16 protein-coding genes are annotated in these 14,205 nt (G+C 67.0%); 4 read left to right on the forward strand and 12 right to left on the reverse strand.

All coding sequences use genetic code 11. The features are described 5' to 3' along the window. Window positions 1–35: 35 nt before the first annotated feature. The 5 genes from XARJCFBP2528_RS10615 to XARJCFBP2528_RS10635 all read right to left on the reverse strand — a co-directional run bounded on the left by XARJCFBP2528_RS10615 (window position 36) and on the right by XARJCFBP2528_RS10635 (window position 4,388). Window positions 36–596 carry a nucleoside deaminase gene (locus tag XARJCFBP2528_RS10615; protein ID WP_016900742.1) on the reverse strand — a complete coding sequence of 187 codons (561 nt, stop codon included), beginning with the start codon at window positions 594–596 and terminating at the stop codon, window positions 36–38. Continuing rightward, a complete protein-coding gene (locus tag XARJCFBP2528_RS10620) occupies window positions 596–1,012 on the reverse strand; it encodes a hypothetical protein (protein ID WP_080591274.1) in 417 nt (138 codons plus the stop codon). Before XARJCFBP2528_RS10620 ends, XARJCFBP2528_RS10615 begins: the two co-directional genes overlap by 1 nt. Window positions 1,013–1,187: 175 nt before the next feature. Continuing rightward, complete coding sequence (locus XARJCFBP2528_RS10625; protein ID WP_126750566.1) at window positions 1,188–1,460, reverse strand: hypothetical protein; 273 nt, start codon at window positions 1,458–1,460, stop codon at window positions 1,188–1,190. Between the two features lie 40 nt (window positions 1,461–1,500). Next, window positions 1,501–2,430 (reverse strand): DMT family transporter, encoded by a 930-nt coding sequence (locus XARJCFBP2528_RS10630; protein WP_016900739.1) that lies wholly within the window; start codon window positions 2,428–2,430, stop codon window positions 1,501–1,503. Window positions 2,431–2,648: 218 nt separating this feature from the next. Further along, on the reverse strand, window positions 2,649–4,388 hold the full coding sequence (locus XARJCFBP2528_RS10635) for a glutamine--tRNA ligase/YqeY domain fusion protein (RefSeq protein ID WP_016900738.1): 1,740 nt from the start codon (window positions 4,386–4,388) through the stop codon (window positions 2,649–2,651). Window positions 4,389–4,631: 243 nt separating this feature from the next. Here XARJCFBP2528_RS10635 and XARJCFBP2528_RS10640 point away from each other — a divergent pair, with 243 nt between their 5' ends. Beyond that, the gene (locus tag XARJCFBP2528_RS10640; RefSeq protein WP_016900737.1) at window positions 4,632–5,273 is read left to right on the forward strand and encodes a glutathione S-transferase family protein; all 642 of its coding nucleotides are present in this window, start codon (window positions 4,632–4,634) and stop codon (window positions 5,271–5,273) included. Window position 5,274: 1 nt separating this feature from the next. Then, window positions 5,275–5,505 carry a putative signal transducing protein gene (locus tag XARJCFBP2528_RS10645; protein ID WP_016900736.1) on the forward strand — a complete coding sequence of 77 codons (231 nt, stop codon included), beginning with the start codon at window positions 5,275–5,277 and terminating at the stop codon, window positions 5,503–5,505. 141 nt (window positions 5,506–5,646) lie between these two features. Here XARJCFBP2528_RS10645 and XARJCFBP2528_RS10650 read toward each other — a convergent pair whose 3' ends face one another. Genes XARJCFBP2528_RS10650 through XARJCFBP2528_RS10660 form a run of 3 tightly spaced genes read right to left on the reverse strand, consistent with a single transcriptional unit; the run spans window position 5,647 to window position 8,722 of the window. Then, entirely contained in the window at window positions 5,647–6,111 is a 465-nt protein-coding gene (locus XARJCFBP2528_RS10650) for a response regulator (protein ID WP_016900735.1), read from the reverse strand. Beyond that, a complete protein-coding gene (locus XARJCFBP2528_RS10655) occupies window positions 6,108–8,018 on the reverse strand; it encodes an ATP-binding protein (protein WP_047124659.1) in 1,911 nt (636 codons plus the stop codon). Before XARJCFBP2528_RS10655 ends, XARJCFBP2528_RS10650 begins: the two co-directional genes overlap by 4 nt. Then, window positions 8,015–8,722 carry a helix-turn-helix transcriptional regulator gene (locus XARJCFBP2528_RS10660; protein ID WP_016900733.1) on the reverse strand — a complete coding sequence of 236 codons (708 nt, stop codon included), beginning with the start codon at window positions 8,720–8,722 and terminating at the stop codon, window positions 8,015–8,017. The genes XARJCFBP2528_RS10655 and XARJCFBP2528_RS10660 overlap by 4 nt, the downstream gene beginning before the upstream one ends. 124 nt (window positions 8,723–8,846) lie before the next feature. Between XARJCFBP2528_RS10660 and XARJCFBP2528_RS10665 the strand changes: the two genes are divergently transcribed. Together XARJCFBP2528_RS10665 and msrA are read left to right on the forward strand one after the other, a co-directional pair. After that, complete coding sequence (locus XARJCFBP2528_RS10665) at window positions 8,847–9,362, forward strand: SgcJ/EcaC family oxidoreductase (protein WP_016900732.1); 516 nt, start codon at window positions 8,847–8,849, stop codon at window positions 9,360–9,362. A gap of 82 nt (window positions 9,363–9,444) precedes the next feature. Further along, window positions 9,445–10,095, forward strand: a complete 651-nt coding sequence (msrA, locus tag XARJCFBP2528_RS10670; protein WP_016900731.1) for a peptide-methionine (S)-S-oxide reductase MsrA — start codon at window positions 9,445–9,447, stop codon at window positions 10,093–10,095. Window positions 10,096–10,425: 330 nt separating this feature from the next. Here the strand turns inward: msrA and XARJCFBP2528_RS10675 are convergent, their stop codons facing one another. The 4 genes from XARJCFBP2528_RS10675 to XARJCFBP2528_RS10690 form a co-directional block, all read right to left on the reverse strand. Next, the gene (locus tag XARJCFBP2528_RS10675; RefSeq protein WP_016900730.1) at window positions 10,426–10,995 is read right to left on the reverse strand and encodes a type 1 glutamine amidotransferase family protein; all 570 of its coding nucleotides are present in this window, start codon (window positions 10,993–10,995) and stop codon (window positions 10,426–10,428) included. Between the two features lie 337 nt (window positions 10,996–11,332). After that, window positions 11,333–12,298, reverse strand: a complete 966-nt coding sequence (tal, locus tag XARJCFBP2528_RS10680; RefSeq protein WP_016900729.1) for a transaldolase — start codon at window positions 12,296–12,298, stop codon at window positions 11,333–11,335. A gap of 75 nt (window positions 12,299–12,373) precedes the next feature. Continuing rightward, window positions 12,374–12,796: a nucleoside diphosphate kinase regulator gene (gene rnk / locus XARJCFBP2528_RS10685; protein ID WP_016900728.1), complete on the reverse strand. Its 423-nt coding sequence runs from the start codon at window positions 12,794–12,796 to the stop codon at window positions 12,374–12,376. A gap of 423 nt (window positions 12,797–13,219) precedes the next feature. After that, window positions 13,220–14,161: a LysR substrate-binding domain-containing protein gene (locus XARJCFBP2528_RS10690; RefSeq protein ID WP_016900727.1), complete on the reverse strand. Its 942-nt coding sequence runs from the start codon at window positions 14,159–14,161 to the stop codon at window positions 13,220–13,222. Window positions 14,162–14,205: the final 44 nt, after the last annotated feature.

Consider the following 14,205-nt stretch of genomic DNA (forward strand, 5'->3'; position numbering starts at 1 on the left):
GCAGTGCCTGGCGTGCGCGATCGCTGCGGGGCAGATCAGTAATGGTCACCGCCGCCCTCGCCATAGTTGCGCAGCACCGCGCAGGCCTGATCGCGATGCACGTCGCGCACCACCTCGATGCCGCGGCGGGTGAGCTCGCCCACCCAGTCGGCAGGCAGCGGGCCTTCGTCGAATTCGCTCAGCGCCATCACGTCTTCGGCGCGTGCGCCGATCAGCAGGCGGTCGATGCCGGCCCACACCGTGGCGCCGTAGCACTGGCAGCACGGCTGCGCGGAGGTGGCCAGCGTCACCGGCGACAGCACATCGTTCAGGCGCGGCGTCTGCAGGCGCTGCTGCGCGAGCATGTAGGCCATGTTTTCGGCATGCGCCAGCGAGGTGGTCTGCGGCACCACGCGGTTCACCGCCGCGGCGATGATGCGGTGGTCCGGGCCGAACACGACCGCACCGAACGGGCCGCCGCTGCGCTCTTGCACATTCATCCGCGACAGTTCGATTGCCAGCGCCACCTTGTCCTCGTCGCTGGGATAGGCGCGGCTGTCGTCGACATGCGCGTGGATCCAGTCGGGCAGCGTGAGGTGGACTTGCGCGTAAAGCATCAGTGGACCATTTCTGTAGAGGGGGGAGCGGGGCGCAGTGTATCGGCCTGGGCGTCCTTTGCGGCACATTGCCCGGCCACGCACTGGCAGGCGCTGATCTCGCGGAAGCCGCACACGCTCATCGTGCCGCTGGCCTGGCACTGCGCCAGTACGCCCTTGGGGTCGGTGGCACTGTTGACGTTGACGCAGGCCGGGAAGGCGCCGCAGCAGTTGCCGACGTTCTTCACCGTGCAATCGGCGTCGGTGCGGCAGGTGGTGGTCACGGTGACCGGTTTGCCGGTGGCCGGGCCGCTTGCCGAGCCGGTCGCCGGAGGCGGCCCGGCGGTATCGGCCGGTGGTGCGGCCACGCAGCCGGTCGACACCAGGCAGGCCAGCAGCAACAGCGAGCTCAGACACCGGGACAAAAGACGGGACATGCGGCCGCTCCGATCAGGACAGGTGAGCGGCCATGGTAAGCCCCGGATGCGCGGAATGTGGCGCGCGCTGGATCAGCTACGGAAACCCCGGGGATCGGGGCCGTGCGCGCGTTGGGGTGATGACGTTGGCCGGGGCGCGGCGTGCGACTGCAACATGCCTGCAGTCTCAATGCAGTCAACGCTGTCTGCGCAGCGCCCGGTGGCAGCGCGTGGCAAGGTCCAGTTGCTGCATGCTTTCGTCGCGGCGGTCGCTGGGCAGATCGTCATCTGGCCGACCCGGAAGAAGCGTGCAGAACACCTCGGCCGGGGTCACCGCGTTCGGGACGGGTGGCTGCGGCGAACAGGCCGCCAGGCCGAACGACAGCGAAAACACCGCGCTGCGCAGCGTGTTTGCAGGCGGGCGTGGACATGGTTGTGGGAGGCACATGGCGGCGTTGCTGGCGGACACAGCCTGCAATCTAGGCCGCTGCGTGCATCAGGTGCCGGCGTCATTTCGCTTCCGCATGCAGTGCTGCGCACCACAGCACGCCGACCAGCAGGCAGGCGATGGCGGCCAGCTCCAGCGGCGTGGGCAGGCGCATTTCCCAGGCAAAGCCGTACAGCAACGCAAAGATCGTCTCGAACACGATCATCTGGCCAACCAAAGTCAGCGGCAGCACCCGGCTGGCCCGGTTCCACAGGGCGTTGCCGATCACCGAGGCCAGGATGCCCAGCAATAGCGAAATACCCCAGAAACTGGCCCAGTCGATCGGCGCATGTGGCGCGCTGCCGATCAGTGCGGCCGGCGCCAGCAACAGCGCCAATGCGCCGGTGACCACACCGGTCAGCAGCGACCAATCGCCACCGGACAGGTCCGGGCGCCGCCGCAGCCAGCGCGCATTGCCGATCGAATAGGCCGACCACGACACCAGCGCACCGAATGCGCACAGCAGGCCGGCGATGCGGGTGGCGCGATCGCTGGCGTGGTGACCGGCATCGTGTTGCAAGGTGTCCAGGGCGACCAGCGCCACGCCGATGACGCACAACACGCATGGCGCGGCCAGGCGTCGCAGTTGCACCGCGCCTGCGGCCCGCGTGCCGATCACGGTGACCACCACCGGCAGCAGGCCGATGATCAGTGCGGTCGCCGCACTGCCGGCCCACTGCACCGCGCTGCCGAGCAGCACGTAATAGATCAGGTTGCCCAACAGGCTCAGACGCACCAGCGCCCACCATTCGGCGCGCCCCAGCCGCGCAGCGGTCTGGCGCGCGCGCGGTGCCAGCACCAGGGCTGCGACCGCGCCATACGACAGGTAACGGGCAACGGTCAGTTGCAACGGCGTGAACGCCGCCAGCAACTGCGGCGCCAGAAACACCAGTCCCCATAACGCACCTGCGCCGATGCCGCAGGCAACACCCACCATCAAGCGCTCACGCATCGTGCTGCTCCTTCATGCCATGCAGCATGCAACGAAGTGCGGCACGCAGTCTCCATTGCGCTTGCTCATCAACTCAGAAGATACCGCTCTGAGGCGTCGTCCCCGCTGGCTGCATCACGCGCGGTGACCACCATCGGCACGTCGATCGCCGCAGGCCTCGCTGCGGCTGCCTGCCGCCGTTCCCGCGCCGGATGGCTGGCACCCGGCGCGGTTCGGACTCACTTGGCCCAGGTGTCGCGCAGGGTCACGCTGCGGTTGAACACCGGCGTGGCGGGGCTATGGTCGCGGCGATCGGCAACGAAGTAGCCGGTACGCTCGAACTGGAACGACTGCTCGGGCGCCGCCTGTGCCGCGCTCGGCTCCACATAGCCGCGCACGCTGCGCTTGGACTCGGGGTTGAGATAGTCGCGGTAGGTCTTGCCCTCGGACTCGTCATCGGGCTTTTCCACCGAGAACAGGCGGTCGTACAGGCGGATTTCCGCTTCCACCGCATGCGCGGCGCTGACCCAATGGATGGTGCCCTTGACCTTGCGGTTGGCGCCTTCCATGCCCGGACGCGACTCCGGATCCAGCCAGCCCCGCAGCTCGACGATCTCGCCCGCGTCGTTCTTGACCACCTCGTCCACGCGCGCAATGCCGGCGCCGCGCAGGCGGATCTCGCCGCCGGGCACCAGGCGCTTCCAGCCCTTGGGCGGGACTTCGGCAAAATCCTCGCGCTCGATCCATAGCTCGCGCGCGAACGGCACCTCACGCGTGCCGAAGGATTCGTCCTTGGGATGGTTGGAAAAGCTCAGCGTCTCGCTGTGCCCTTCCGGCAGATTGGTCAGCACCAGCTTGAGCGGGTCGACCACCGCCATGCGGCGCGCCGCGGCCGCATCCAGATCCTCGCGCAGGCAGCCTTCCAGCACCGAGAAATCGATCAGCGAGTTCTGCTTGCTGATCCCCACCCGATCCACGAACAGGCGCATCGCCGCCGGCGTATAGCCGCGCCGGCGCAGGCCCTGCAGCGTGTACATGCGCGGGTCGTCCCAGCCGTCCACCAGTTGTTCTTCCACCAGCGCGGTGAGCTTGCGCTTGCTCATCACCGTGTAGTTGATGTTCAGGCGCGAGAACTCGATCTGGCGCGGCTTGGCGGCCTCGCGCGGCAGGCCCTTGTCCAGCAGCGGCTGCAGCAGCTCCGGATGCGCGGCCAGGTCCACCTTGTCCACGCACCAGTCGTAGAGCGGGCGGTGGTCTTCGAATTCCAGCGTGCACAGCGAATGGGTGATGCCTTCCACCGCATCGCCCAGCGAATGCGCGAAGTCGTACATCGGGTAGATCGGCCACGCATTGCCGGTGTTCTGATGCTCGACATGCTTGATGCGGTACAGCGCCGGATCGCGCAGGTTGATGTTGCCGCTGGCCATGTCGATCCTGGCGCGCAGGGTGCGCGCGCCATCGGGGAATTCGCCGGCACGCATGCGCCGGAACAGGTCCAGGTTTTCCTCGACGCTGCGCTCGCGGAACGGCGAATTGCGGCCGGGCTCGGTCAGCGTGCCGCGGTATTCGCGCACCTGCTCGGCGGACAGGTCGCAGACGAAGGCATGGCCGTCGCGGATCAGTTTTTCCGCGGCCAGGTAATACACCTGGAAATAATCCGATGCATGGCGCAGCTGCGCCCACTCGAATCCGAGCCAGCGCACGTCGTCCTGGATGGCGACCACGAACTCGGGGTCTTCCTTGGCCGGGTTGGTGTCGTCCAGGCGCAGATTGCACAGCCCGCCGAACTCGGAGGCCAGGCCGAAATCCAGGCAGATCGCCTTGGCGTGGCCGATATGCAGATAGCCGTTGGGCTCGGGCGGGAAGCGGGTGCGGATGACCGTGTGCTTGCCGCTGGCCAGATCCTCGCGGACGATCTGGCGGATGAAGTCTTTCTTCTCCGCCGGGGCGGTGGCGTCGGTGGCTAGGGTCTCGGACATGCGCGCATCAGCAATAGGTAAACCGCAAGTTTAGGCGGTGGCACCGGTTAGGGGTAGGCGGCGTGTCAGGGGCCGGCCATCGCGCGCCACCTGCGCGCAGTGGTCTTGCGCGCAGGCGCCTTGCTGCCTGGGGCTGCACGGGCTGACTGCAGCCAGGCGGGTGCCATCGGCAGGCGGCACAGCGGGCTGGCCGGCACCGCCGCCGGCGCGTACGCTGCGGCGATCCTTCGGAGTGCCCCACGCATGCCTTTGCCCCGCCTGGTGATCGGCGACAAGACCCTGTCCTCCTGGTCGCTGCGCCCGTGGCTGCTGCTGCGGCACTTCCAGGTACCGTTCGAAGAGATCGCGCTGCCGCTGGATACGCCGCAGTTCCAGGCCCGCATTGCCGGTTATTCGCCCACCCGCAAGGTGCCGGTGCTGTGGGACGGCACCCTGCATGTCTGGGATTCGCTGGCGATCTGCGAATACGTCAACGAACGCTGGCTGGATGGCCGCGGCTGGCCGGCCGAGCTGTCCGCGCGCGCGCAGGCACGCGCCGCGGCGGCGGAAATGCACTCGGGCTTTGTGGATTTGCGCACCCAGCTGCCGATGAACCTGGCCCGCGCGCCTGGCCCGGCGCGCTGGGACGCGGCTGCCGAGCGCGACATCACCCGCATCCAGGCGCTGTGGGCCAGCCTGCGCGCCGAGCATGGCCATGCCGGGCAGTTCCTGTGCGGCGACTTCGGCATTGTCGATGCGATGTTCGCCCCGGTCGCGCTGCGTTTTGCCAGCTACGGCGTGCCGCTGTTCGAGGCTGCCGGCGATTACCTGGCTGCACTGGATGCACTGCCGGCACTGCGCGAGTGGAAGCAGGACGCCGCGCGCGAACGCCTGGAGCGCGGCTGACATGCAGATCGCCTATCGCGCCAGTCACATCATCGACGCGCATCTGGCCAAGCACGCGCTGGAGGATGCCGGCATCACCGCCTTCGTGTTCGGCGAGTCGCTCTTGGGCGGTGCCGGGGAACTGCCTGCCTTCGGCGTGCTGCAGGTCTGCGTGGCCGACCTGCACCTGAGCCAGGCACAGGCGGTACTGGCAGAGATCGGCCTGTGCGGCGAGGTCACCCGCGCGCTGTAGCGCAGCGCCAGTCGTAGGAGCGCACCCGGGCGCGACGAGGCTGTGCCGATGAACGCCACGTCGCGCCCGGGTGCGCTCCTGCACTGGTGTTATCGGCAAAGCCCCGGTCGCGCCCGGGTGCGCTCCTACGATGTGCGCGCGTCATTTCGGCTGGCGCCACCCTGGCGGCGCCGCATCCGGTGCGGCCAGCGCCCGCAGGCGTTTGAACAGCACGGTGGTTTCGGCCACGTTCCAGACCCGCAGCGCGACCTCGAAGGTGTCCAGCGGCTTGGTCAGGAAGTCCTTGGCGCCCAGGCCCAGGGCGCGATGGCGCGCGCTGCGGCTGTGGTCGGCGGTGAGCACGATCACCGGCAGGAAGTGACCGGGATCGGACAGCCGCGCCAGCTGTTCCAGCAGTGCATAGCCGTCCAGTTCCGGCATCTTCAGATCCAGCAGGATCAGGTCCGGCGCGAATGCCGACACCAGCCCCATCACCCGCAATGGGTCGGTGGTGGCGATGACCTGCTGGAAGCCTTCGCGCTGCAGCAGGTCTTCGAGCAGCCGCACATTGGCCGGCTCGTCGTCGACGATGAGGATGCGGGAAGCCAGGATTTCGTCGCGTGTCATGCCAGCAGTCCGTCGATCACAGTGAAGAATTCCGCCACATCGAGCGGCTTGGTCAGATACGCGCGCACGCCCTGATTGCCGACGCGCGCCAGGGTGGCGGTGGTGGCATCGGCACTGATCACCACCACCGGCACACCGGCCGTGGCCGGCTGCGCCTGCAGCTCGCGCAGCAGTTCTTCGCCGTTGCCGTCGCTCAGATGCAGGTCCAGCAGGATCAGATCCGGCACGCCGTGCTGCAGCAGCGCGCGCGCCTGCGCCAGGCTGGCCGCTTCCAGCAGCTGCCATTGCGGGCGGCGTTCGCTGAGGGTGCGGATCAGGGCCTGGTTGGAGGGGTTGTCTTCGATGCTCAGCAGCCGGCATACGCCGGTGCCCGCATTACTCGGCGGCACGATGGTGCGCACCGGCTCGTTGCGTTGCGGCTCGCCCTGCGGCAGCGAGATCCAGAAACGCGCGCCATCGCGGCTGCTGTCCACGCCGATGCGCCCGCCCATGGCCTCGATCAGCCGCTTGCTCAGGGCCAGGCCCAAGCCGGTGCCTTCCACCGCCGAGCGCTCGGCACCCAGCCGCTCGAACGGCGTGAACAGCCGCTCGATCTGCGCCGGCGTCAGGCCCGCGCCCTGGTCGGCGACCGTGATGCGCACCTGCTCGCCATCCGGCTGCGCGCTCACCTGCACCTGGCCGCCGGTGCGATTGAACTTGACCGCGTTCGACAGCAGGTTGAGCAGCACCTGGCGCAGCCGCTGCGCATCGGCGCGCACCGTCCACGGCCCGTCGATGGCGGCCGGCTGCAGCGCGATGCCGTGCTTGTCCGCGTCCGGCGCGATCAGGCCCAGCGCCTCGTGGACGGCCGCGCGCACCGAGATCGGCTCCGGGCTCAGATCCAGTTGGTCGGCTTCGATCCGCGCGATGTCCAGCAGCTCGTTGATCAGCCCCAGCAGGTGCCGACCGGCGCCGAGAATATGCTGCAGATGACGGCGATGCCCGGGCTCGGGCAGATCCATTTCCAGCACCTGCGCATAGCCCAGGATCGCATTGAGCGGCGTGCGCAATTCGTGGCTGCTGCGCGACAGGAATTCGGTCTTTGCGCGGTTGGCGGTTTCTGCCTCGCGCCGTGCCAGTTGCGCTTCGGCCGCACGTGCGGCGAGCAGTTCGCTGGCCTGCGCCAGGCGCTGGCCGACCTGGCCCAGCTCGTCGCCGGCGCGCGGCTGCGGCGCCAGCGGCAGGCCTTCGCCCAATCGGTCGGCGTTGGCCGCCAGCGTGCGCAGGCGCCCGGAAAGCGCCGAGGCGAACCACGCCACCGCGAACACTGCGCCCAGGCCGCCCAGCATTGCCGCACTTAAAGTGATGATGAGATTGCGCTGGCGCAGTCCCTGCGCCTTGGCGGTACGTACCTGCAATTGCGCGGTTTCGTAATTGCGCAGTTCGCGCAGTTCGGCACGCAGGATGTCGAGCTTGTACTTGCCGTCCCACAGCTGGCGGATCTCTTCTTCGCGGCTCAGATCCGGTGCCAGCAACCGGCGCCATCCCTGCATCTTTTCCGCAAACAACGGTTTGATGCGCGCAAACCGCTGCGCCTGCCCCGGGTCGGTGATGCGTTGCGACAGCCGTTCGGCCACCCGTTGCAGGCGCGGCTCGGCATCGCGGTACGGGGTGAGGAATTCATCGCGGCGCACCAGCCGATACCCGCGCACGCCGGCCGCGGTTTCGGCCAATAGCGCGTGTGCTTCGTACAGGTCGCTCAACACTTCCAGCGTCTGCCGCACATCGTTTTCGGCGGCGATGTTCTGCCGCTCCACGCTGTAGATCGCCATCAAGGCCACCGCCAGCAGCAGCAGGGGCAGGGTCACCACCGCCAGGCTCTTGCGGGTGATCGGCCAATCGTTCCAACGCACCGCCATTGCATTCATAGCGCGAGTCCGGCTTGAACCGCGTACACCGCGGCCTGGGTGCGATCTTTTACCTCAAGTTTCTGCAGGATTCGCTCCACATGCACTTTGACCGTGCCGGGAGAAATCCCCAGTTCAGCTGCCAGCGTCGCATTGGTGAGGCCGCGCGGCAGCAGGGACAGCACCTGTTTCTCGCGCTTGCTGAGCGCGTTGAGACGGTCGTCCTGCGCCGGCTTGCGCCGACGCGTGGCGAGCGGTCTGGCCGGTTCGGCCACCATTGACGGCAGCAGCAGTGCGAAGGCCTGCAGCGCCTGCACATCGTCGTTGCCGGGGGCGGGACGGGTGTCGTTCCAGGCCACGCACAGCATGCCCAGGGTGCTGCCTAGCGCCTGGATCGGCACCTTGGCCTCGCGGATATCGGCCGGGCGCGGTGGCATCAGCCAGGCCGCTTCATGGCTGTCGCCGGCTGCGCTGGCACCGGGCGGCAATGCACGGCCGCGGCTGGCCAGCACCTGCGCGCGTGGCCCGCGCTGTGCCAGCACCGCGCCATCTTCCAGGCCCAGCAACAGCAGCACCCGGCCCAGTACCGCGTCGCAGGCCTGTTCCGGCGTCTGTGCCTGACGCAGCGCTACCGCGACCTCCCAGAGCGCCTGCCAGCGTGCGCTGTCGGATGCTTCGCGGCGTAGCGTCAGGCGCCAATCGCCAGCATTGGTAGGGGTTTCCATGAGTTCGCTCTAGGCCGATCAGCATATTCGAGTATATGCCAGTCGGCAGAATTGTTGGGGCCGCTTGGTTTCGATACTGCGCTTGCCCGATGCGGCAACCCCCTCAACCACACGGAGATTTCCCATGCGTCGCACTCTGTTCTCTCTGGTTCTGGCTCTGGCTGCCACCCCGGCGCTGGCTGGCGGCGTGATGCACTACACCGACAAGGCCACGTTGCCGGCCGGCGGCGAAGAACGCGAAGTCGCCGCGCTGTTCGACACCTGGAACGCTGCACTGGCTACCGGCAATCCGGACAAGGTGGCCGATCTGTATGCCCCGGACGGTGTGCTGCTGCCGACCGTGTCCAACGAGGTCCGCGCCTCGCGCGAGCAGATCGAAAAATACTTCGAGATGTTCCTGACCAAGAAGCCGCAGGGCGTCGTCAACTACCGCACCGTGCGTGTGCTCGATGACGACAGCGCGGTGGATGCCGGCGTCTACACCTTCACGCTGACCGACAAGGACGGCAAGAAAACCGACGTGCAGGCGCGCTACACCTTCGTGTACGAGAAGCGCGACGGCAAGTGGCTGATCATCAATCACCACAGCTCGGCGATGCCGGAAGTGGACACCGCCACCGCCGCGGTGACCAGGAAGTAACGCCGCATTGGCCGTAGTGGCTTGAAAGCCGCGACGGCCGGCGCCATCCAGCAGGCAATCCTCACGATTGCGGAGTTGCACCATGCTGGGAATCGGCGCTTTCAAACAACGCATGCCACGTCCGGGCGAGGCCTTGCCCGGACGCGAGCAGGCACTACCGCTCCACAACGCCCACCTGATCAACGGCCATCCGTTGCGCGGGGAGTTCACCGGCCTGGCCCAGGTGCAGTTCGGGCTCGGCTGCTTCTGGGGTGCAGAACGCAAGTTCTGGAACCTGCCAGGGGTGTACACCACGGCGGTGGGTTACGCCGGCGGCGAGACACCCAACGCCACCTACGGCGAAGTGTGTTCCGGGCAGACCGGCCATACCGAAGCGGTGTTGGTGGTGTACGACGAAGCGTCGGTGTCGTTCGCACAGTTGCTGCGCACGTTCTGGGAAAGCCACGACCCCACCCAGGGCATGCAGCAGGGCAACGACGTCGGCACGCAATACCGCTCGGCGATCTATTGCACGACACAGGCGCAATACGACGCCGCGCTTGCCAGCCGCGATGCGTACCAGCAGCAACTGGACGCCGCCGGGTATGGCGCGATCACCACGGAGATCCGTTTCCCGGCGCCCGCGTTCTACTACGCCGAAGACGATCACCAGCAGTATCTCGCCAAGCATCCCAATGGCTATTGCGGGCTTGGCGGAACGGGAGTGAGCTGCCCGATCGGGCTGGATGCCTGACGGAAAGGCGGGCCGGATTGAAGCGCTGTCATCCACGTGATCGTGGCGGCGTGCCGATGGCCAACAGTGACCGGCAGCGTTATCACGATCAGGCAGCGCATGGGAGTGCATGCCAGGCAACTTGAATGGCTACGCCGGAGACGGCGTGGCCATCTTTTTTTGCGGCGTGCGCACCACGCGCCGGCACCGCCGCGGGTGGCCGAGCGGCGAACCGGCCCGGCGGATCATTGCGGTCAATCACGACCGCCAATCGGTGCGATGGATCGGTATGGCGACCCACTGCATCCAGTCAGTGCAGCCAATGCGCCAGGCGTGCCTGAATCCGCTGGGTCAGACGAACTCGCCGGCGAACATGCCGCGCAGCTGGGCGAGCATGTCGGTGCGCTCCGGATGCAGCAGTCGCATGCAGGCAAGCGCGAAGCCGACCGGGCTGGTGCCGGGTGCGGTGATCACGCCGTCGGCGGTCACTACCTTTTCGTGCCGGTATTGCGCAGCACCGGCATACGGCACCACGTGTTCCTGCAGGAAGGCCAGCGCGTTGCTGGTATGCGCGCGCTGGTCAAGCAGGCCGGCATAGGCCAGGGCGATGGTGGCGCCGCAGATCGCCGCGACCGGGCGCTGGTGCTGCACGCGCTCGACCAGCAGGCCGCTCAGGCCGGGGATTTCGCCGGCCTGCCAACGCTCGCTGCCGGGCAGGATCCAGAGATCGGCGTCCAGCGGCGCCAGATCGGAGAGGGCAAAGTCCGGGGTGATGCGCAGCCCGCCGATCGACTGCACCGGCTGACCATCGATGCTGGCGATGGCGACTTGGTCGCCGAACCATTCGCGCGCCGCCGGCAGGACAACGCCAATTTCCCAATCGGCCACGCCGTCGACCATCACCACTGCAATGTTTGCCATTGTCCGCTACGCCAGTTGAGGAACCCGGATTCTAGGCAGTGCGGGTTGCGCGGGTGTAAGCGACGTGTGGAGAACGACGCCGAACCGCGCGCCGATCATGCCAAAACGCGCGCATGGCAGCTCGGTGGCGGCTGTGCAGGCGTCGATGAGCCCACAAGCTCAACGTTGCCTGGAAAGTAAGGCAGCCCGAGGCCGGCCGCAGTTTCCAATGCCAGCATCGCAAGAGGCGTTGCCTTACACGTCGTGGCTGCAGCGTGCTGCGCAGCCAGACTGCAAAAACCAAAACGCCCACAGCCACCAGGCTGCAGGCGTTGGCACTGCGAACCGCGCGTTGCAATCAGCCGGCAAGCTTGTCGGTGATGGTCTTGCGCAGTGCCTGCAGATCCTTGGCGAAGGCATCGATGCCGCTGGCCAGCTTTTCGGTGGCCATCGGGTCGGCTGCCAGATCGGTGGCGAAGCTGTCGCTGTCGATCGGGGTGATCTGCGCGTTGTCGGCCTGCGCAGGCGAGAGCTTGCGCGGCAGTTCGCCATGTTCGGCGTCGAGCTTTTCCAGCAGCTCCGGCGAGATGGTCAGGCGATCGCAACCGGCCAGGGCCTCGATCTGCGCGGTGGAGCGGAACGAGGCGCCCATCACCACGGTGGACGAGCCGCGTTGCTTGAATTCGTTGTAGACCGTGCGCACGAACACCACGCCCGGGTCTTCGTCGATGCTGGCCGGGGTCTGCCCCTGGGCGACGTAGTAGTCCAGGATCCGGCCGACGAACGGCGAGATCAGGAACACGCCGGCTTCCGCACAGGCCAGCGCCTGCGAGCGGTTGAAGATCAGGGTCAGATTGCAGTCGATGCCTTCGCGCTGCAGCTGGCGGGCGGCCTCGATGCCTTCCCAGGTGGCCGCGATCTTGATCAGGATCTTGTCCTTGGACACACCACGCTCGGCGTACATCGCAATGAACTTGCGCGCCTTGGCGATGGTCGCCTTGGTGTCGTGCGCCAGGTCGGCATCGACCTCGGTGGAGACGCGGCCCGGGACCAGCTCGGCCAGCCTGACGCCGACGCCGATAGTGAGGCGGTCGGCCACTTCGTTGACGGTGCTGGTGCGGTCTTCGCCGCCGTGTTCGCGGCCCCAGGCCAGTTCGCGCTCGATCAGGTCGGCATACACCGGCAGATCCAATGCCTTTTTGACCAGGGTGGGATTGGTGGTGCAGTCGACCGGCTTCAGGCGCTTGATGGCGTCGTAGTCGCCGGTGTCGGCAACGACGACAGACAGGTCACGCAACTGGGCAAGCTTGGAGGGAGCAGTCATGCGGGTTCTCTCGAATCGTGGAACGGGTCGTGAATAGGACGCAGCGCGCTACGGTAGCGCGCCTGGCGTGTGAAGTCAGGCGCCGGCCAGGGCATGTTGATCGTGCACGGCGCTGACACGCAGACGCAGGTCGCGCCCGTCGGGCGTGCGCCAGTCGATGCTCTGACCGACCGACAGGCCAAGCAGCGCACTGCCGACCGGCGCCAGCACCGAGATGCGGCCGTGCTGCACATCGGCTTCGTGCGGATACACAAGGGTGAGCGTATGTCGTTCGCCATGCAGCTCATCTTCGCAATCGATGCGGGAGTGCATGGTGACGACATCGCCGGGAATCTGGTCGGGCGGCACGACGCGTGCGCGGCCCAGTTCGTCACTCAGCGCGGTGGCGGCCGGGTGCTTGTTGAAAGCGGGGGAATCGAGCAGGGCCTCAAGACGGGCGAGGTCATGGCTGGAAACCAGGATGGACGGCGGCAAGCCGCTGTGGTGCTGCGAAGTCATGGCAATCTCCTTGACGATGACGGCCCGCCAACATGGCAAGCCTCACTGCCCACATGAGGGCGCCGCTGCCCGATCGCAATGCATGCGAGATGGCGCAGTGCACGGCAGGTATCGGGCGAGGCCGGCGCGGCACCGCGAGTGACGGGCCGTGGCCAGCGCATCAGGCAGGCAGCGCTGCAGCGCCCAGGTGCGTGCCATCTGCCATCACCCAGCGACTGACTTGAAGTGCCTCGTGAGAGTCCACCACGTGCCAATGACACCGCAACCGCCACGTGCGTCCAGAGACATCACGTCGTAACCACCCACCAAACAAAAAACGACGCTTGCGCGTCGCTTCTGCCCGAGAACAGGTGAAAAACATCCCGCCAAGCAACCGCAGCCATGAAACGATCTTGCGATTCCCGATTCCCGATTCCCGATTCCTCAGGCCGCAACCGCTTTGGGCCCAGTCGCCGGCTGGTCCAGCGTAAACAGGCTCTCCGGCAACTCCTTGAACAACTGCGCCAGCTGCTCCAGGAACGCGGTCATGGCCGAGCTGCGGCGCCAGGCCATGGCGATGCGGCGGCTGGGCTGCTTGTCTTCGCGGAAACGGATCAGGCGGATGTTCTCCGAGCGCGCGACCGGCGGTTTGACCGCCAGCAGCGGCAGCAAGGTCACACCGACATTGGCAGCCACCATCTGGCGCAGCGTCTCCAGGCTGGTGGCCTGGAATTCGGATTTTTCCAGCGCGCCAGCAAGATGGCAGACATCCAGCGCCTGTTCGCGCAGGCAGTGGCCATCTTCCAGCAGCAACAGCCGCTGCTCGGACAGATCGTCCAGCGTCATGCTGTCGTGGCGCGACAGCGGATGGCCTTCCGGCACCGCCAGCACGAAGGGTTCCTCGAACAGGAATTCGGCATGCAGCTGCTCATCCTGCAACGGCAGTGCGAGCAGCGCCGCATCCAGACGGCCTTCGCGCAGCTGGTGCACCAGTTGATCGCTTTTTTCTTCGATCAGCAGCAGTTCCAGGCGCGGGAACCGCTCGCGGATCCCCGGCACCACATGCGGCAACAGATACGGCGCCAGGGTAGGAAAGATGCCCAGCCGCACGGTGCCGGCTTCCGGATCCTGGCTGCGCCGCGCGGCTTCCTTCATCTGTTCCACTTCGGCCACGATGCCGCGTGCGCGCATCGCCGCTTCGCGGCCGGCCGGGGTCAGCATCACCTTGCGCGGCGCACGTTCCACCAGCGGCACGCCGAGCTCGTCTTCGAGTTTCTTGATCTGTGTGGACAGCGTCGGTTGACTGACGAAGCAGGCCGTCGCAGCACGGCCGAAATGCTTGTGGTCGGCCAGGGCAACCAGATATTTCAGGTCACGCAGATTCATGTGCAGCAGCCCTCATTGCGGTGGCGGGGTACGACTGGAGCTTA

Origin of the sequence: Xanthomonas arboricola pv. juglandis (genome assembly GCF_001013475.1) — a bacterium.
Lineage (GTDB): Bacteria > Pseudomonadota > Gammaproteobacteria > Xanthomonadales > Xanthomonadaceae > Xanthomonas > Xanthomonas arboricola.

Excerpts from the sequence above, each read along its gene's own strand:
- XARJCFBP2528_RS10615 (WP_016900742.1), bottom strand. The coding sequence starts at position 596 with ATGCTTTACGCGCAAGTCCACCTCACGCTGCCCGACTGGATCCACGCG.
- XARJCFBP2528_RS10620 (WP_080591274.1), bottom strand. The coding sequence starts at position 1,012 with ATGTCCCGTCTTTTGTCCCGGTGTCTGAGCTCGCTGTTGCTGCTGGCC.
- XARJCFBP2528_RS10630 (WP_016900739.1), bottom strand. The coding sequence starts at position 2,430 with ATGCGTGAGCGCTTGATGGTGGGTGTTGCCTGCGGCATCGGCGCAGGT.
- XARJCFBP2528_RS10635 (WP_016900738.1), bottom strand. The coding sequence starts at position 4,388 with ATGTCCGAGACCCTAGCCACCGACGCCACCGCCCCGGCGGAGAAGAAA.
- XARJCFBP2528_RS10640 (WP_016900737.1), top strand. The coding sequence starts at position 4,632 with ATGCCTTTGCCCCGCCTGGTGATCGGCGACAAGACCCTGTCCTCCTGG.
- XARJCFBP2528_RS10645 (WP_016900736.1), top strand. The coding sequence starts at position 5,275 with ATGCAGATCGCCTATCGCGCCAGTCACATCATCGACGCGCATCTGGCC.
- XARJCFBP2528_RS10650 (WP_016900735.1), bottom strand. The coding sequence starts at position 6,111 with ATGACACGCGACGAAATCCTGGCTTCCCGCATCCTCATCGTCGACGAC.
- XARJCFBP2528_RS10655 (WP_047124659.1), bottom strand. The coding sequence starts at position 8,018 with ATGAATGCAATGGCGGTGCGTTGGAACGATTGGCCGATCACCCGCAAG.
- XARJCFBP2528_RS10660 (WP_016900733.1), bottom strand. The coding sequence starts at position 8,722 with ATGGAAACCCCTACCAATGCTGGCGATTGGCGCCTGACGCTACGCCGC.
- XARJCFBP2528_RS10665 (WP_016900732.1), top strand. The coding sequence starts at position 8,847 with ATGCGTCGCACTCTGTTCTCTCTGGTTCTGGCTCTGGCTGCCACCCCG.
- msrA (WP_016900731.1), top strand. The coding sequence starts at position 9,445 with ATGCTGGGAATCGGCGCTTTCAAACAACGCATGCCACGTCCGGGCGAG.
- XARJCFBP2528_RS10675 (WP_016900730.1), bottom strand. The coding sequence starts at position 10,995 with ATGGCAAACATTGCAGTGGTGATGGTCGACGGCGTGGCCGATTGGGAA.
- tal (WP_016900729.1), bottom strand. The coding sequence starts at position 12,298 with ATGACTGCTCCCTCCAAGCTTGCCCAGTTGCGTGACCTGTCTGTCGTC.
- rnk (WP_016900728.1), bottom strand. The coding sequence starts at position 12,796 with ATGACTTCGCAGCACCACAGCGGCTTGCCGCCGTCCATCCTGGTTTCC.
- XARJCFBP2528_RS10690 (WP_016900727.1), bottom strand. The coding sequence starts at position 14,161 with ATGAATCTGCGTGACCTGAAATATCTGGTTGCCCTGGCCGACCACAAG.